The sequence below is a fragment of the Pseudomonas sp. RIT778 genome (genome assembly GCF_019718735.1).
Lineage (GTDB): Bacteria > Pseudomonadota > Gammaproteobacteria > Pseudomonadales > Pseudomonadaceae > Aquipseudomonas > Aquipseudomonas aphyarum.
The window spans coordinates 19804-37118 of the sequence record NZ_JAIHBA010000020.1 but is presented as its reverse complement, the minus strand read 5'-3'; the positions used below and the strand labels follow the sequence as shown (position 1 = coordinate 37118).

Genomic DNA, 17315 nt, shown 5'->3' with positions numbered 1-17315 from the left:
TGACCGCCAGCGCCGACATCACCTTCTGACGAAGCACCCGCGCGCTCCCCGCATCAGCTCCTACACTGCCTGATGCGGGGCCGTGCCAGCCATTGCCAAACCGCTCTGGAATCAGCACTCTGAACCGACTTTTGCGCCCAAGACAGACGATCACAGGAGCCGAGCAATGCCCGCCACCGTTCTGGTACTGGTTGAAACCATCAATGACTATTTGCCGATCCTCGAACGTCAGGGTTTTCACCTGATTCTCGCGCCGACCCCTGCCGAGCGCGCGCAAGCCATCGCCACCCATGGGGCAAGGATCGACGCGGTGCTGACCCGTGGCCCGCTGGGTTTATATGCTGAAGAAATCGCGGCCTTGCCCGCGCTGAAAATCATCTGCGTGATCGGCGCCGGTTACGAGCAGGTCGACCTGCAAGCCGCCAGCGACCGGGGGCTGACCGTGACCAACGGCGCCGGTGTCAACGCTTCATCGGTGGCCGACCACGCCATGGCGATGCTGCTGGCGCTGGTGCGTGACATTCCGCGCTGCGATGCCGCCGTGCGTCGGGGCGAGTGGCCGAAAATCATGCGCCCGTCGCTGGCCGGCAAGCGCCTGGGGATTCTCGGGCTGGGCGCGGTGGGGATGGCGATTGCCAAACGCGCCGGTCTGGGCTTTGACATGGAGATCAGTTACCACAACCGTCAGGTGCGCAGTGACGTGCCTTACGCGTTCTGCTCGACCCCGACCGAACTGGCCCGGGCCTCGGATTTTCTGGTGGTCGCCACGCCCGGCGGCATCGGCAGCCAGCATCTGGTAACCCGCCCGGTGCTTGATGCCCTGGGGCCCAACGGTTTTATCGTCAACATTGCCCGCGCCAGCGTGATCGCCACTGCCGACCTGATCAGCGCGCTGGAACAGCGTCGAATCGCCGGCGCAGCGCTGGATGTTTTCGATCACGAGCCGCAAGTACCCGATGCACTGAAGGGTCTGAGTAACGTGCTTCTGACCCCGCACGTCGCCGGGCTGTCACCGGAAGCCACCCAAGGCACCGTGGAGCTGGTGGGCAAAAATCTGGTGGCGTTCTTCTCCGGACAACCGGTACTGACGCCGTTGCAGTTGCCGCCGAAACTGAACAATCAGCGCGTGCACTAAAGCACGCCGAGCAAAGTCCACAGGCGCCGGGATTCGGCGTCTGCCGAAATCAGCTCGCCAAGCAGCTCGCTCAATGGTTTGTTGCCCCACTCCACCCCGCGCCGGATCAGATATGGCACCGGGCTGTGGGGCTCGGTGCGGGCCAGGTACTCGGCGATCAGCAGCAATTGCCGATAAGCCTCTTCGCGGCTGGCCGGTTCGCGCGGCACTGGCGCGGCTTCGGGCGTGGCCGTGACAGACGCTTCAACCGGTGAGACCACGACCGGCGCAGGCGGCGGTGCCGACAGTGGTTGTTGTGGGTGCATGGCGATGAACTCCTGAACCAGGGTCAACAACGCTTGAAGGGTGTCCTGCAACGGCCCGAGCCCCGGCCCCTGATCCCCCAGATACGCATCGCACCAGGCATCGAGACGCTGCAGGTGTTGCAAGCTCAGCAGCAGATTGCCTTGATGGCGCAGCCAGAACGCCATGGGCGTGGCACGCACCTGCTCGATGAGTTTCTTGTGCTCGCTGCGCGCCGTTTCGGCCGACGCCTTGGCGCCTTTGGAGTCGTTGGCCTGCACCTGCTGCACCTGAATCCGCCGCCAGGTTTCGAGGGTGTAACCCTCAAAATCGCTGTTGTTGGCGCCAAACAAAGGCACCCGGGTCAGCAGCACTTCGCTGTAGCGACGCACCAGCCATTCCAGCGGAATCGCCCGCCACGACTGGTCGCCGTCGTCGGCCTGCGGGTGCAGATGTTCGGGATAGCGCTCACACAGACCGGCGATCAGCGCCAGACTGCCCGGCAGCCCATCGAGTGCCTGCAAATGCAGCCAGGCCTCGCCCAGCCACGCACTGAGCATCAAGTCCTTGCTGCGTTCGAGCAATAACGTGGTGGTCAGCCGCTCGACTTCAGGCCAGTTGGCGCGTTTCAGGGTCGACTGCCAGACACCCGTGGGCAAACTCGCGTCGTCCTCGCGGCGCAGATCGCGCAACTGGTCGTACTCGCGCTCATAGCGCAGATCCGCACCACAGGGCGCGTCGTCGCTGATGGGCGCGAGCAACTGATCGATCAGGTCCGGCAACGGGGTCGAGGGCAGGCTCACAAATCCTCCTTCTGCGCTTCAAGGGCGGCGGTGGTGCCGGTCACCTGAAACGGTGAGCGCGGCGCGCGGGTCGGCAACGGTGGAATCGACAATGGCAATTTCGAGCCCTGACTCATCAGCGACACGCGCACGAACATCCGGGTGAATTCGCTGGTGACGCTGTCGTTCTGCGCAGTAACCGGCAGGCGCAGGCTCAGCGGGAAATCGGTGTAATCCATGCTCGGCTGGCGCTGCACCGAGAAGTGCGCGCGCATCAGGCGCAGCAGCGACCACGGCCCGCCATACTCCCAGCCGGCCTCCAGATCGCGCACCACCAGGTTCGGCTGCAGCGGGTCGTTGACCGGGCGCTCCTTGCCGTTGCGCGCCCAGCGCAGGGTCAGGCGGATCGGCTGACCAGGCATCCAGCGCAGGTTCGGCTGATCGGCAGCGGGATAGCTGATCTGCTGATTGCCGGCCAGCAAGCCCCAGGCAATCACCTGATCGGCGCCCTTCTCTTCTTCGCGATCGGTGCGCCAGCGCACGTCCAGCTCGACGCCGAGAATGCCGCTCTTGTCGCGTACGAACAGCGGTGTCAGCCAAACGCTGGCCTGTTTCACCCGGTTGAGAAAATCCTCTGCCGCCAGCCGCTCCGGGGTCTGGCTCAGGACCAGTCCGGCCTGGGCCACCGGCAAGCGCTTGTCGATGATTTCCAGAAAGTGCTGGACCCGCGCCGGGTCGGCATCCTGCGCCTGCACGCCGTTGGCAAACGGAAAGCGGTCGGCCAGGTATTGATTGAAGTAGGTGGCGAGCTCGTTCCACGCGGCGGCCGCCTGTTGCTGTTGCAGAAACTGGCAGCGTTGCAGGGCCGACTGTTGCAGCTCCACCGCCCGCATCGCCAGGGTGCCGCGTCCGCCGGTCAGATTGGCGGTCTGCAACACCTGCACGCAGGAACCGGTGTCCATTTCAATGAAGTCGCGGCTGACCAGTTGCTCGATCTGCGCCGGCGAACTGGCCGGGTTGGAATCCTTGTACTTGAGCAATTCGTCGTTGAGCGCGCTGAACTGGGTCACGCGCTCGTAATCCAGCGCCGACAGGTTGCCCTGCTGGGTCTTCAGCCACTCCAGCGCCGGGGCACGACGCTCGGTGATGCCGAGCATGGTGTTGAATTGCTGCTTGAGGCTCAGCTTCAGATCCTGCACGTCGCTCGCGCCATAGAGTTGCAGGCCGAGGTTTTTCGAGCCGTCCCACTGGCTGATTTCCGTGCGGCCACCGAACAGCGGCTGCGCGGTGATTTCATCCAGCCCGCCAACAATCTGCGCCATCGCCCGGCGGTTCAACGCCCCTTGCAGACGCGCCGCCAGATCACTGCGATGGACCTCGACAAACGCCTTTTGAAGGTTCATCGCCTGCACGGCCTGCACGTTGAACACCGCGTAGGGATGAGTCTGGTCATCGTGATCCTTGAGACTCAACCACATCGCCTGCGCGGCGGCGGTTTCGGCCGCTTGCAGCAATGCTTCGCGGTAGGCCGGCGGAATGCGCGGCAGCTCTTCGGCGACGTAGCTTTTATAGCTGGCGAAATAATTCAGCGACTCGTTGAGGTCATCGCCGTCCACGGTCTGGCCTTGCCGGTTGACGCTGTCCTGACTGGCGCGCAGGGCAATCGAGACGAAGTCACGCTTGAACAGCGCCTGCACCGCGTTGTTGAGCTTGACCACCTGATCCTGCAACGCCAGTTGCCCGCTGCCCTGCTGCACCAGCAGATTGCCTCGCGAACCCACCTGGGCAATCCATTGATCGCGAAAGCTCTGCTGCAACTTGCCGGCCTGCGCATCGAGCTGTTGTTCGACGGCCGGGCCGAGCAATGAACTCTTGCGCACTTTGTCGAGAAACTCGCGATAACCCGGCACCAGCTCCTGACCCTTGCCGCGACTCCAGGTCGAGTTGGTCAGGGCGATCGCCGCTTGCAGGTCGTCGATCAGCGCGCGCAGGTCTTCCAGTTCGGTGAGGCTGTTGCCACTCCCGGCTTCAAGCTGTTCCAGATGCAACTTGAGGTAGCCGGCCTTGCTGACGAAGTTGTCGGCCAGAAAATACTGATCGAGCCAGCGCTCCATCAGCCCGGTGAAATTACTCACGATCAACGGCCGTTCAACGCTCAGATCCAGCGCCTGCAAGTCGCCGCCATCATTGGCCGCGAGCAGTCGGTTGTAGTAGGCGGCGTGGGGCAAGGTGCCGGCGTTGAGGTTCAGCGACAGCGCGCTGTTGCTCAGTTGCGCCAAGTCTTCCAGCGGCACCCGCTGATTGTTCTGCACCTGGGCGAACAACTGGTTCTGTTGTTCCAGACGCAAGGCCCGCTCGACCAGATCCGTGGCCTTCTGATAATTCTGCCACTGCGCCGGGTCTTCACTTTCGACGCTGGTGCGTCGGTCGGTGGCGCGAATCGCCTTGATTTTTGCCAGCTCCGCGACCAGCAGATCGTGCAGCGGTTGCAGCATGTGGCGCTGGGTCGACCTGAACACTTCCTGTTCGAGTCGCCCGTCCAGCGAAGAAAACCACGACGTCGGAAAGGCCAGCGAAACGTAGTGCCAGTGCGGCGCCCTCTCCAGCACCCGCCAGAAGTTCTGCACGTTGCGCCGGGTCGGCTCGACCCGATGCTCGTCGTCGGTGACCGCCACGTAATTTTTCTGCGCGCTTTGCAGCAGTCGCGCCAGTTCATGGGCGTCCTTGACTGATGCGTGCCAGACCCAGAGCATCGCCACCGCCCACACCACCCCGACCACTAGCGCCACCCCGGCGGTCACTCGCTGCCAGCGCTGGCGCAAGCGCAACAGGCGCGGCACGCCCTGGGCCAGTCCGCGTTCGCCGACTATTCGCTGGCGCCACAACTGACGCACAAACGCACTTTGCTGCAGGCCGCTGTCATCGGCAGAAAAACCGTCCAGCGCATCGTCGGCCGGCTGATTCGCCGTCAGGTAAACCCCACGAAAACACGGTGCTTCGCCCTGAGCGTTGCCTTGAAACACCGGCTCCAGCACGTTCTGCAAACCACGGCGCAGGGTTTCCAGACGTTCCGGCAAGGCGTACAGATCGGCACTCAGATGCCCGGACAAGGTGCCGATTTCGATCACCGCTTCCGCCACCGCGCGGTGCAGCCGATCCAGCGCCTGATCACTCCATTGCCCCTGCCACACCGCATCGCGGGCATAGGGCGACGACCAGCCCAAGGTGCGATCGCGGGCCTCGTCCGGCAAGGCGCTGATCAGCTCCTGAAACCCCGGCAGTTCTTCCAGTCCGGTGATGACCACGTACACCGGCAGGCTCAGACCAAAGCGCTGCAACAGATCGATGAAACGCCGACGCGCCGCCAGCCCCAGTTGCGTGGCTTGCTCCAGGTTGCTCAGCCGACTGACCGGCACTGTCCAGATCACCCCGTCCAGCGGACGCTTGCTGCGCAGGCGCAGGATCAGCCCGAGCAGGCGCCACCAGCCGCCGCGCTGCAGGTGCATGCCGTCTTCCGGCAGAAACAGCGCCTGCGGCACCACCAGCACCGCACCTTCGGAATCCGACCACCAGCGACCGAACCACGCCGGTTTGTCGGTGGGTTGCAGACGCCATTGAGTGGCAAGTTGCGCGCCCTGGGTTTCATCGCCGAGCATCAGCAGCCACGGCATCTGGTACCGGTCGTGGGCGCCCTGCTCCTGTTCCATGTGCCGCACGGCAGCGTAGAAACTGCGAATCGCGGCGCCGCTCTGGGTGCGCAGCCACCACACCGCCACCGCGATGATCACCAGCAGCAGAAGGATGGCGACCACCCAGGCCACGATCGTCAGCGTACTCATGAGTCTTGCTCCGGCGCCGTCAGCGTATCGGGCGCCTGCAACACCGGCTCCAGTTCCTGACGGATGTCGCGCCACAGAAACTGCCCTAACCCGGTCAGCAACAGAATCATCGCCAGTATGCCCAGCGCCAGACGAAAGCCGTCGGGCAACGCTGTGCGTACCGGCAACTGCAAGGGTGTCGCCAGCGAAGGCTGTACCAGTCGCTGACTGACAGCGGCGTAATCGGCCTCGTCCTGCCAGGCAAACGTGAACAGCGCCCGCCGCCATTTTTCCCGTTGCACCTGACCCTGCTCACCGCGCAGGCGTCCGTGGAACCCGAGGATCAGGCACTGCAAATACACGTTGGCCAGATCGCGGGTGGTGGGTTGCTGTTCATCGAGCAAGGTCTGAATCGCCGCCGGCACTTGCTCGCCGGCCTGACGGCTGGAATACAGTCGCGACTCCAGGGGCTTTTCCTGCCAGGCACTCTGGCCCGGCCACGGGCTGAACAGCAGGGTTTCATCGACCAGCGCGACAAACGCGTACACCAGTGCCTTGACCTGTTCGGTCGCCGAATCACCCACCTTGGCAAACGCGGTACGCCACAGCCGTTGCGAAGCCTGGGTCGAGAGTTCGACCACGGTTTCGACCAGCGCCGCTTCGTCCTCGCTGTCCTTGGGCAACTGGCTCCAGTCCTGCGACCACTGTTGCCAGGTGTGGCGGAACGCACTGCTCAGCGGAGCGTCCTGCAACCCGAGGCTTGCGGCACTTCCTTGCGACATACGACGTTCCTTGTGTGATCAGGCACGTTCACTGTTCTGGGCGACAAACAACACCACTTGCCACGGACTGCTGGTCAACTTGGTGGCCGGCGCGGCGATCGTCAGCGGCTGTTGCGCGTCGAACCAGCTGCCTTCGGCGGTCACCACGAACAGCCGGGTGTCGTCGCCGACGCTATAAGCCACCTGCTCGCTGCGGCTCATGGCCTGATGCGTCAGACCGCTCATGCGCTGGCGGCTGAGCAACGCGATGTGCGGCGCCGAGGCGATGATCGCCCCTCGCAGCCATTCGCCGGCCGCCTGCTCGCTGGCCCCGTTGGGCATGCGCAGGCCGATGACCAGACGCTGGCTCGGTTGCTCGTCCGGCAACTGAATGGAAAAACTCTGCTCACCGCGCTCGAACGCGATGCTGCGGTAACCGGCGCGGATCAGTTCCAGGGTGTTTTCCAGCCAGTCGAGCAGCGGTTCGTAACCGCGCTGCAATTCGAGGAAATCCAATGGCGCAAAAGCCGGCACACCCGCCAGCGGATCCAGCGCCGACCACGCACCGGCGAGTCCCAGCAGTTGCACATAAATGCTTTGCGGATGAGCAACACGGCTGATCAGCGCCCCTTCCACTTCCGGCAGCCGCGCCCATAACGCCGTCATCTGCCGGCGGATTTCCAGCGCGTCATCCTGATTGCCGGCCTGCTGCGCCTGACGCAATCGCCCGCCGAGAAACAGGCACTTCTCCCGCGCCCGTGCGCAGAGCCCGGCCACTCGCCGACCCAATGGCGATTCAGGCAATAACACCGGTGTCGGCGGTGTGTACGGCAACGGCAGGAAACCACCGCCCTCCTTGCGGATTTTCAGCAGCGGCAGGCAGATTGAATCGGCTTTGTTCAGTTGCGTGCACAGGCGTGGATTGGGACGCCACACCGTGATCGATTCAGGAAATTCGCCGCTGGTGAGGTCCGGTAACGCCTCGCCGACCACCGATTGCAGACGTCCCTTGAGCGGCAGCAACTGACCGGCGCGCCACAGCGGACTGATCGCCAGATAAACCGTCACCGTCGCATCGTCCGTGGCGTCGATCGCGGCAGCGACGTCCAGCTCCAGCGTCGGGTCGACACCGACTTGCAGATTGACCGGCAGACCGTCCGGCATCGTCCCTTGCAACGACAGCACCCGCACCACCCCGGCGCTCATCGCCGACGGGTCGAACTCCATGTGGCTGACGCCAAAAAACCACGGATTGCACGCCTGAGCCAGATGCGCGCCGAGCGCCTCGGCCCGCAGGCCCTGTAACTGAAAATGCTGTGGCAGCAATTGCATGCCTTCATGCCAGCAGACCGCGTCAGGTAGCAGACTCATACGACTCCCTTCGACTGCACCGCGAACCGGCGGCGGACGGTGTGTTTCAGTTTTCCTTGCTGACCAGGCTCATCTCGCGACTGTCGAACTTGAGCCATGCGTCGCTCTGATCGTCCAGCCGCAGGCGGTGCGCTCCGGGAGTGTTATAGCTGGCGAAGACCAAAAGTCCAGCCGCCCGCTTGCCCCCCAAAGGGAACGGCTGGCGGTCGATGAATTGCCCCGGCACCAGCTCCAGCCCCCACACGCTCATCAGCTGACGATAGTCGCGCTGATACTGCTCGCGCTCGGCAAACCACTGGCGGGCACTGATGCCCGACAGTTGCTTGAGCAGATCCGGATCGTTGACCGCGATGAAATCCACGGCGATCGGGGTGTCGTCATTGGCCTTGGGCGCGACGTCGAGGGTCAGGCTGTCGAGATCGACTTTCGGCCCGAAAAACGAACAGCCGGCGAGCAGCGCAAACCCGATCATTAGAAAAAGTCGTGCAGACAAAATGAATTTTCCTTTTCGCCAGTCAGTCCAAAAAAGTTTTTCGCTTGCATTTTTATAGACCTGTTCTAGCGTCTTGGGTAGTTCGGTTCCTACAGCCGAATGAGGAAGGTTTGTCAAAGGAACGACAGGTCATCTGCCACCCTTTCTAACCTGTGGTCCAGCAAGGGAAAGCGATGAACGGGCCTCCCCGATGCATTGCGCCCGCTCATCGCATCGGAGTCCGCCGACATGGCAGAAAGTACCCAGCACAAGCTCGACCGGGTTCGCCCGCCCCGAGTGCAAATCACCTATGACGTCGAAATCGGCAACGCCATCGAGAAAAAGGAATTGCCGCTGGTGGTCGGCATCCTCGCCGACCTCTCGGGCAAGCCGCTCGAACCCTTGGCAAAACTGACCGAGCGCCGTTTCACCGAAATCGACCGTGACAACTTCAACGACGTCCTCGCCTCCATCGCTCCCCGCGCCACGCTGCAAGTCAACAACACCCTCAGCGGCGACGACAGCAAGCTCAACATCGAACTCAACTTCAAGCACATCGACGACTTCGACCCGGTCAAGGTGGTGGAGCAAGTCACGCCGCTGCGGCGCCTGTTCGAAGCCCGACAGCGCCTGCGCGACCTGCTGACCAAACTCGACGGCAATGACGATCTGGACAAGCTGCTGCGCGACGTCATCGCCAACACCGAAGGCTTGCAAGAGATCAAGTCGGCCCGCCCGGACACCGCTGTCCCGGCCGCTGATGCCGAAGCTCCGGCCGAACCGCAAGCCTGATCGTCCACCTGACCGAGGAAGAATTCGCCATGCCCGCCGCCGCCCAGAATCAAGCCAGCGAAAATGCTGCCGCCGAGACTTTATCCCTGCTCGATCGAATCATCGCCGAGGGCCGCATGGCCCATGACGACAGTCAGCAGGATTACGCCCGCGACATGCTCGCGGAATTCGCCACCCAGGTGCTCGACGAAGGCATGGCCATCGACAAGGACACCGTGGCGATGATCAACGACCGCATCAGCCAGATCGACGAGCTGATCAGCGCCCAGCTCAACGAAGTGCTGCACCACCCGGACCTGCAAAAACTCGAAGCGTCCTGGCGTGGCCTGCACATGTTGGTGCAGAACACCGAAACCAGCACCCGGCTGAAACTGCGCCTGCTCAACGTGACCCAGAAAGAGCTGCAGAACGATCTGGAAAAAGCCGTCGAGTTCGACCAGAGCGCCCTGTTCAAGAAGATCTACGAAGAGGAATACGGCACCTTCGGTGGCCATCCGTTCAGCCTGCTGGTGGGTGACTACACCTTCGGCCGGCACCCGCAGGACATCGGCCTGCTGGAGAAACTGTCGAACGTTGCCGCCGCTGCCCACGCTCCGTTCATCGCTGCCGCAAGCCCGCGTCTGTTCGACATGAACAGCTTCACCGAACTGGCCGTGCCACGTGATCTGTCGAAAGTGTTCGAGAGCCAGGAGCTGATCAAGTGGCGCTCGTTCCGCGAAAGCGAAGACTCGCGTTACGTCTCCCTGGTGCTGCCGCACTTCCTGCTGCGTCTGCCTTACGGCCCGGACACGTCGCCGGTGGAAGGCATCAACTACGTCGAAGACACCAACGGCACCGACCACAGCAAATACCTGTGGGGCAACGCCGCGTGGGCGCTGTCGCAACGCATCACCGAAGCCTTTGCCAAGTACGGCTGGTGCGCGGCGATCCGTGGCGCTGAAGGCGGCGGCGCGGTCGAAGGCCTGCCGGCGCACACCTTCCGCACCAGTTCCGGCGATCTGTCTCTGAAGTGCCCGACCGAAGTCGCGATCACCGACCGCCGCGAGAAGGAGCTCAACGACCTCGGCTTCATCGCCCTGTGCCACAAGAAGAACAGCGACGTCGCGGTGTTCTTCGGCGGCCAGACCACCAACAAATCCAAGGTCTACAACACCAACGAGGCCAACGCCAACGCACGGATCTCGGCGATGTTGCCGTACGTGCTCGCAGCCTCGCGTTTCGCCCATTACCTGAAGGTGATCATGCGCGACAAGGTCGGCAGCTTCATGACCCGCGACAACGTGCAGACCTACCTCAACAACTGGATCGCCGACTACGTACTGATCAACGACAACGCGCCGCAGGAAATCAAGGCGCAGTACCCGTTGCGTGAAGCGCGGGTAGACGTCACCGAAGTCGCCGGCAAGCCCGGTGCCTATCGCGCGACGGTGTTCCTGCGGCCGCACTTCCAGCTCGAAGAGCTGACCGCGTCGATCCGCCTGGTTGCCACGCTGCCGCCACCGGTAGCCGCCTGACCTGCCTGCGCCCGCCGGATTTCCTGCGGGCGCTTCCCTGTTTGCCTGGCACGACACCTTTCAGGAGTTTCAAGCGATGGATGCAATCATTCTCGACCTCGGCGGCGACATCAAAGGCGACAGCCTGCTCGAGGGTTACGCGGACAAGATCGAAGTCATGTCCTACAGCCACAACGTGGCGATGCAAGTCACCAACGACGTCAGCAACTCGGAGCGCACCTCCGGCAAGCCCCACGTCGGCGAGTTCACCCTGACCAAATTCGTCGACACCTCCACACCGTCGCTCAACGAGTACTGCTGCGCCGGCAAGCCGATCCCGGAAGCCAAGATCACCATCGGCCGCAACGCCGCCGAAGGCAGCGGGCAACTGCTGCCGTTCATCATTTACACCCTGACCAACGTGGTGATTTCCAACGTCAGCGTCAGTGGCGGTACCGGCGGCAAACCGGTGGAAACCCTGTCCCTGAACTTCACCAAAATCAAATGGGAACTCACCGCGCAGAAAGACGACGGCACCAAGGAAGGCACGGCTGCCTCGACCTGGGACATGGCCGCCAACAAGCTCGTCAGCTAACCCGGCGGCGCGGCCATGGCAGGCACCGGCTTACTTCCACCGCTGTTCGAACGCCTCGCCTCGAGCGAGGGCGACGGGACGCGGGAGTTCGATCGGCAGGATCTGCTCGACTCGGTGCACACCGAGCTCGGGCGCCTGTTCAACACCCGCCGTGGCCCGCGCACCCTGACCTCCCCGCCCAGTGTCATCGACTACGGCATCGCGGACTGGAGCGCCCTGCAACAACAGCGCAGCGATGACCGTCGTCGGCTGGCGCGGGACATTCGCGAAGCCATCACCCATTTCGAACCACGCCTGCTGCTCGGCGAGGTTCAGGTCAATCCCCTGCCCGAGCACCCGCAGCGCCTGAGCATTCGCCTGCTCGGCGAGTTGCGCAGCGGCTCGCAGCACTGGCCGGTGGCATTTGTCATCGAGCCCGGCAATGAAGGGCTGGAGGTGCGCCATGAGCGACTCGATTGACCCGCAACTGCTCGACTACTACCAGCGCGAACTGACCTGGCTGCGACATGCCGGCGGACAGTTTGCCGAGCGCTATCCGAAAGTCGCGCGACGTCTGGAGTTGTCTCCCGGCGAATGCCCGGACCCGCACGTCGAACGATTGCTGGAAGGTTTCGCCCTGCTCGCCGCACGCCTGCAACGACGGCTGGATGACGACTACGCCGAATTCAGCGACGCATTGCTCGAACAGCTTTATCCCCTGGCCATGCGCCCGTTGCCTTCGTGCGCGATCGTCCAGTTCGAGCCGGACCCGAGCAAAGGCAACCTCGACGGCGGCTATCCCCTGCCCCGGGACACGCCGTTGTTTGTCACCACCAGCAAGGGCGAAAGCATCCACTTTCGCACCAGTGCAGCCGTGCGGCTGTGGCCGGTAGAAATCAGCGAAGCCTTGTTGCTGGGTAGCGATGAAGCCCAGGCGCTGACCGGTGTGGCGCAGTCCCGCTCGGCGTTGCGCCTGAGTCTGCGTTGCCTCGGCGACAGCCAATGGTCCGAGCTTGGCATCGAACACTTGCGCATTCACCTGGCCGCGTCACCGGTGGTCAACGCCAGCTTCTATGACCTGCTCGGCGCCCACGCGGTGCAGGTGTTGGCCGGCTCGCCGGGGAGCATTCCAGCCCGCGTGAAAGGCCTGCCGAAGGTGGTCGGATTCGCCGACGACGAAGTGCTGCTGCCGGACGAAGATGGCGTGCATCCGGGCATGCGTCTGCTGGCCGAGTACTTCGCATTCCCGGACAAATTCCACTTCTTTGATCTGCCGCTGTCCGGTGTTTCGAGTGACAGCCAGACGCTGTATCTGTACATCGTTTTTGATCGTGCTCCGGCCGGCCGATTGCACTTGCAGGCCAGCGATATCGCCCTCGGCTGTGCGCCGGTGATCAACCTGTTCCCGCGCACCTCGGAGCCGCTGCGGCCCGATGGCACCCGCAGCGAGTATCGACTGGTCGCCGACAGCCACCGGGAAAACAGCGTCGAAATCCACAGCATCCGCAGCGTGCGCGCCAGCTCCGCCAGCGGTGTGCAACGGCTGCCGGCGTATTTCGGCAGCCAGCACAGCAGCGGTGACCGGCAACGTTACTGGCACGCGCGACGGGTCAACGGGCAGACGCCGAACCGGCTCGGCAGCGATCTGCTGATCAGTGTCGTCGACACCCGTTTCGAACCGCAGACCGACCTGCCCGATTACAGCCTGACCGCCGAACTGTTGTGCACCAATCGGCATCTGGCCCAGAGCCTGCCCGCCGGTACGCCGCTGGGTTTCGAACGGCCGGGGCCGGTGGCGTGGGCACGCCTGCGTAATCCGCCGAGCCCGCAAAGCCTGCCGCGTCTGGACGGTGATTCGCGCTGGCGGCTGGTCTCGCAACTGACCCTCAATCATCTGTCGCTCGTCGAAGGGCCACAGGCGCTGGATGCGCTGAAGGAAATCCTGACCCTGCACAACCTGCGCGACGAGGCCAGCGCCCTGCGCCAAATTGAAGGTTTGTTGAGCCTCGGTTGCGAGCGGGTGATCGGCCATGTCGGCGCCGACGCCTGGCGCGGCTGGCGCAACGGGCTCGAAGTGCAATTGCAGCTCGATCCACAGCATTTCGTCGGCAGCAGCGCGGTGTTGTTTTCAGCGGTACTCGCGCAATTCTTTTCGGTGTACGCCACGGCCAATCGCTTTGTGCGCACGGTGCTCATGCAGGCAGACAAGGAGGTCAAGGCATGGCAACCCCAAGCCGGCATGCCCCTGTCGCTCTGACCCTGAGCCAGCGCCTGCGCCGTGATCCGCAGGCGTTCGAATGGTTGCAGGCGTTGCTGTTGCTGGAGCGCGAACAGCCGCAGGCCGACGCCCTCGGTTCGGGTACATCGCCACAGGCCGAAGCGCTGAAATTGCGCGGGCCGCTGACGCCATTGTTCGCCGCCAGCCAGATCGAAAGCCTGGAGGAAAACCCCGGTGAACCGCTGACCCTGAACTCGCCGATGTTCGGCCTCGGCGGCCCCGACGGCCCGCTGCCTTACGCCTATCAGGAATGGCTGCAGCAGCGGGCGCGGGCCAAGGATCATGCGCCCGCCGAGTTCCTCGACCTGTTCCAGCATCGGCTGTTGAGCCTGCTGTACAAGGTGATGCGCAAACACCGGATCGCCCTCGGTTTCACCACGCCCGGCGCCTCGCCGGTGCAGGCGCAACTGCGGGCGCTGACCGGGTTGTTGCCCAAGTCCCTGCAGGAGCGCCAGGCGATTCCTGACTGCGCCGTTCTGGCCTGCACGGCGTTGTACGCCGATGGCCGCCGCTCATTGGCGGGGTTCGCGGCGATTGTCCGTGAGCAGTTTTCCGTGGCGGTGGAACTGAGCGCCTATGAAGGGGCGTGGCGTGAGATTCCACGCGCCAGCCGCAGCGTCATGAAAGCCGGCGGACGCAATCTGCAACTGGGTCGCAGCGCTGTTGCCGGGACTCGGGTCTGGGATGAACACGCCGGAATTCGCCTGACGCTGGGGCCGCTGCCATCGACGCAGGCCGCGCGCTTCTTGCCGGACGGCGAAGCGCATCCGGCACTGGCGAGCCTCGCGGCACTGTATTTCGGTCCGGATCTGGACGTGAAACTGATGCTGCTGGTGCGCGGTGCCGGGCCACTGCAACTCGGCCGCCAAACCCCGGCTCTGTTGAGCTGGAACGGCGGCCTGCAACGGCAGACCAGCCTGGCCGTGCAACGGATCGAAACCCGCCTGCGTCAGCTGGAGATCACCTGAAATGGAACTGGCCAGCCTGATCGGACGCCTCAACCCGGACAACCGCCGCGCCCTCGAACGTGCCGCGCAACGGTGCTTGCAGCGCGGGCATCACTTTGTCGAGATCGAGCATCTGTTGCTGGAGTTGCTGGATATCGAGGGCGGCGATTTTGCCTTTCTGCTGCCGCGCTTCGGGCTGGAGCGTGATGCGCTGACGGCGGAGATCAACAAGGCGCTGGACCTGTTCAAGGCTGGCAGTACGCGCACACCGGCGCTGTCTTCGCACACGCTGGGATTGCTTGAAGACGCGGTGGTACAGGCCAGTGTGCTGGGGATCGACAGCATTCGTTCCGGGCTGCTTTTATTGGCGTTGATTGATCGTGACGAGCGCCGCAGCCTGCTGCTCAACAGTGCATCGTCATTGCTGCGAATTCCGAAAGAAGCATTGCGCGCAAACCTGCTGGAGTGGACGGAAAACTCCCGCGAGCATGTCGGCCCGCGTTCCGTGCCTTCGGGGAGTCCAACGCCACGGCAAGACTCGGTGCTCGATCAATACACCCAGGACCTGACCGCCGATGCTCACGCCGGGCGCATCGACCCGATCGTCGGTCGCGATGGCGAAATTCGCCAGTGCATCGACATTCTTCTGAGACGCCGGCAGAACAACCCGATTCTGGTCGGTGCGCCGGGCGTAGGCAAAACCGCCGTGGTCGAAGGCCTGGCGCTGCGCATCGCCGCGGGGGATGTGCCGCCGTCGTTGCAGGAAGTCAGTTTGCGGGTGCTCGACCTTGGTTTGCTGCAGGCCGGGGCCGGGGTCAAAGGTGAATTCGAACAGCGACTCAAAGGCGTGATCGACGCGGTTCGCAGTGCCGACAAGCCGATCATCCTGTTCATCGACGAGGCCCACACCTTGATCGGCGCTGGCGGTGCCGAAGGTGGCAGCGATGCCGCCAACCTGCTGAAACCTGCACTGGCCCGAGGCGAGTTGCGCACGTTGGCCGCGACGACCTGGATGGAATACAAGAAATACTTCGAGAAAGACCCGGCCCTCGCCCGCCGCTTTCAACTGGTGCAGGTGGAAGAACCGGATGAAATCACCGCCGTGGAAATGCTCCGTGGCGTCGCCGCCAAACTCGAACAGCATCACGGCGTGCAGGTGCTGGATGCCGCGATCCATGAGGCGGTGAAACTCTCGCATCGCTACATTTCCGGCCGCCAGTTGCCGGACAAGGCCATCAGCGTCCTCGACACCGCCTGCGCCCGGGTCGCCCTCGGCCAGCATGATGTACCGCCGCCGCTGGAGAGCCTGCGCCACCGTCAGCAAAGCCTCAAAGAAGAAGTCGAACGCCTGCGCCGGGAACAGGCCACGGGGCTTGATCACCGCGAGCGCATCACCCTGCTGGAAAGCGAATCGAAGACCAACGTCCAGGCCATCCGCGAACTGGAAACCCGCTGGAGTGAAGAGCGCGTGGCGGTGCGCGAACTGCTCGACACTCGCCGCGAATTACTTGACCTCAGTGAACGCGCCGACAGCGACAAACCGGATGAAGCTACCGACAGTCGCATCGATCATCTGGCCGCCGAACTGCTGCGTCTGGAAGCCGGGCTCGATGCGATCCGCCAGGACGATCCGCTGGTGCCCGAGCAGGTCGACGGCAAAACCGTCGCTGCCGTGATCGCCGGCTGGACCGGCATCCCCGTCGGCAAAATGCTCGCCGACGAAGCCCACGCCGTGCGCACCCTCGGCACACGCATGGGTCAGCGAGTGATGGGCCAGAGCACCGCACTCAACACCATCGCGCAACGTTTGCAGGCCTATCGCGCCGGGCTCACCGATCCGCAAAAACCGGTCGGCGTATTCCTGCTGGTCGGCCCCACTGGCGTGGGCAAAACCGAAACCGCGTATGCGTTGGCCGACGCGCTGTATGGCGGCGAACGCAATCTGATCAGCATCAATCTCTCGGAGTATCAGGAAGCCCACACCGTCAGCCAGCTCAAGGGCGCGCCACCCGGTTACGTCGGTTACGGCAGCGGCGGCGTGCTGACCGAAGCCGTGCGGCGTAAACCGTATTCGGTGGTGTTGCTGGATGAAATCGAGAAGGCGCATCCGGATGTGCTGGAAGCGTTTTACAACGTGTTCGACAAGGGCTTGATGGAAGACGGGACGGGGTTGGTGGTGGACTTCAAGAACACCGTGATGCTGGCCACCAGCAATGTCGGCGCCGAGTTGCTGCTCGATACACCGACCGCACAACTCGGCTCGGAAGCGTTCAATGAGGCGCTGCACAAAGTCCTGCTGCAAGCCTTCCGCCCGGCGTTTCTGGCGCGCATGACGGTGGTCGCGTATCGGCCGCTGGATGAGGCGACGCTGGAGGGGATCGTGTTGGCGAAGCTGGAAAAATTGCGCGGTCGCTACAAGGCTGCGACGGGCAAGCAGTTCGAGTTTGATTCGGGAATCGTCAAAGCCGTGCTCGCCAAATGCAGCGCAGCAGGCGCGCGGGATGTCGAGAACGTTTTGATGACGCAGGTGACAGGGAAATTGGCGGAGTGGGTGTTGGAGTAACGCCCCGCGTCCGCAGCAAGTGCACGAAAACCGTGATGAAAGGAAGG

Annotated in this window: 13 protein-coding genes; 8 read left to right on the top strand and 5 right to left on the bottom strand. The window is 63.5% G+C overall.

Features of this window, described 5'->3' with window-relative positions; genetic code table 11:
* The first annotated feature begins 166 nt into the window (after positions 1 to 166).
* Positions 167 to 1135, top strand: a complete 969-nt coding sequence (locus K5E37_RS14945) for a 2-hydroxyacid dehydrogenase (protein WP_007958849.1) — start codon at positions 167 to 169, stop codon at positions 1133 to 1135.
* Here the strand turns inward: K5E37_RS14945 and tssA are convergent.
* The 5 genes from tssA to K5E37_RS14920 are packed head-to-tail and all read right to left on the bottom strand — an operon-like array spanning position 1132 to position 8642.
* Positions 1132 to 2220, bottom strand: a complete 1089-nt coding sequence (gene tssA, locus K5E37_RS14940; RefSeq protein WP_221534258.1) for a type VI secretion system protein TssA — start codon at positions 2218 to 2220, stop codon at positions 1132 to 1134. The two genes, K5E37_RS14945 and tssA, sit on opposite strands and share 4 nt — an antisense overlap.
* Positions 2217 to 6038, bottom strand: a complete 3822-nt coding sequence (locus tag K5E37_RS14935) for a type VI secretion protein IcmF/TssM N-terminal domain-containing protein (protein ID WP_221534257.1) — start codon at positions 6036 to 6038, stop codon at positions 2217 to 2219. Before K5E37_RS14935 ends, tssA begins: the two co-directional genes overlap by 4 nt.
* Positions 6035 to 6799, bottom strand: coding sequence for a DotU family type IV/VI secretion system protein (locus K5E37_RS14930; protein WP_085602784.1), 765 nt, complete (start codon positions 6797 to 6799; stop codon positions 6035 to 6037). The genes K5E37_RS14935 and K5E37_RS14930 overlap by 4 nt, the downstream gene beginning before the upstream one ends.
* A gap of 18 nt (positions 6800 to 6817) precedes the next feature.
* Positions 6818 to 8149 (bottom strand): type VI secretion system baseplate subunit TssK, encoded by a 1332-nt coding sequence (gene tssK / locus K5E37_RS14925; protein ID WP_221534256.1) that lies wholly within the window; start codon positions 8147 to 8149, stop codon positions 6818 to 6820.
* A 46-nt stretch (positions 8150 to 8195) separates the two neighbouring features.
* Positions 8196 to 8642: a type VI secretion protein gene (locus K5E37_RS14920; RefSeq protein ID WP_085605091.1), complete on the bottom strand. Its 447-nt coding sequence runs from the start codon at positions 8640 to 8642 to the stop codon at positions 8196 to 8198.
* 228 nt (positions 8643 to 8870) lie between these two features.
* Here K5E37_RS14920 and tssB point away from each other — a divergent pair, with 228 nt between their 5' ends.
* The 7 genes from tssB to tssH all read left to right on the top strand — a co-directional run bounded on the left by tssB (position 8871) and on the right by tssH (position 17268).
* Positions 8871 to 9413, top strand: a complete 543-nt coding sequence (gene tssB, locus K5E37_RS14915; RefSeq protein WP_007958861.1) for a type VI secretion system contractile sheath small subunit — start codon at positions 8871 to 8873, stop codon at positions 9411 to 9413.
* Positions 9414 to 9442: 29 nt separating this feature from the next.
* The gene (gene tssC / locus K5E37_RS14910) at positions 9443 to 10927 is read left to right on the top strand and encodes a type VI secretion system contractile sheath large subunit (RefSeq protein ID WP_007958864.1); all 1485 of its coding nucleotides are present in this window, start codon (positions 9443 to 9445) and stop codon (positions 10925 to 10927) included.
* 76 nt (positions 10928 to 11003) lie between these two features.
* Positions 11004 to 11501, top strand: a complete 498-nt coding sequence (locus tag K5E37_RS14905) for an Hcp family type VI secretion system effector (RefSeq protein WP_007958866.1) — start codon at positions 11004 to 11006, stop codon at positions 11499 to 11501.
* A 15-nt stretch (positions 11502 to 11516) separates the two neighbouring features.
* On the top strand, positions 11517 to 11960 hold the full coding sequence (tssE, locus tag K5E37_RS14900) for a type VI secretion system baseplate subunit TssE (protein WP_221534255.1): 444 nt from the start codon (positions 11517 to 11519) through the stop codon (positions 11958 to 11960).
* Positions 11944 to 13737, top strand: a complete 1794-nt coding sequence (gene tssF, locus K5E37_RS14895; RefSeq protein WP_221534254.1) for a type VI secretion system baseplate subunit TssF — start codon at positions 11944 to 11946, stop codon at positions 13735 to 13737. The genes tssE and tssF overlap by 17 nt, the downstream gene beginning before the upstream one ends.
* A complete protein-coding gene (tssG, locus tag K5E37_RS14890; protein WP_221534253.1) occupies positions 13701 to 14726 on the top strand; it encodes a type VI secretion system baseplate subunit TssG in 1026 nt (341 codons plus the stop codon). The genes tssF and tssG overlap by 37 nt, the downstream gene beginning before the upstream one ends.
* A gap of 1 nt (position 14727) precedes the next feature.
* Positions 14728 to 17268, top strand: a complete 2541-nt coding sequence (tssH, locus tag K5E37_RS14885) for a type VI secretion system ATPase TssH (RefSeq protein ID WP_221534251.1) — start codon at positions 14728 to 14730, stop codon at positions 17266 to 17268.
* Positions 17269 to 17315 lie beyond the last annotated feature (47 nt).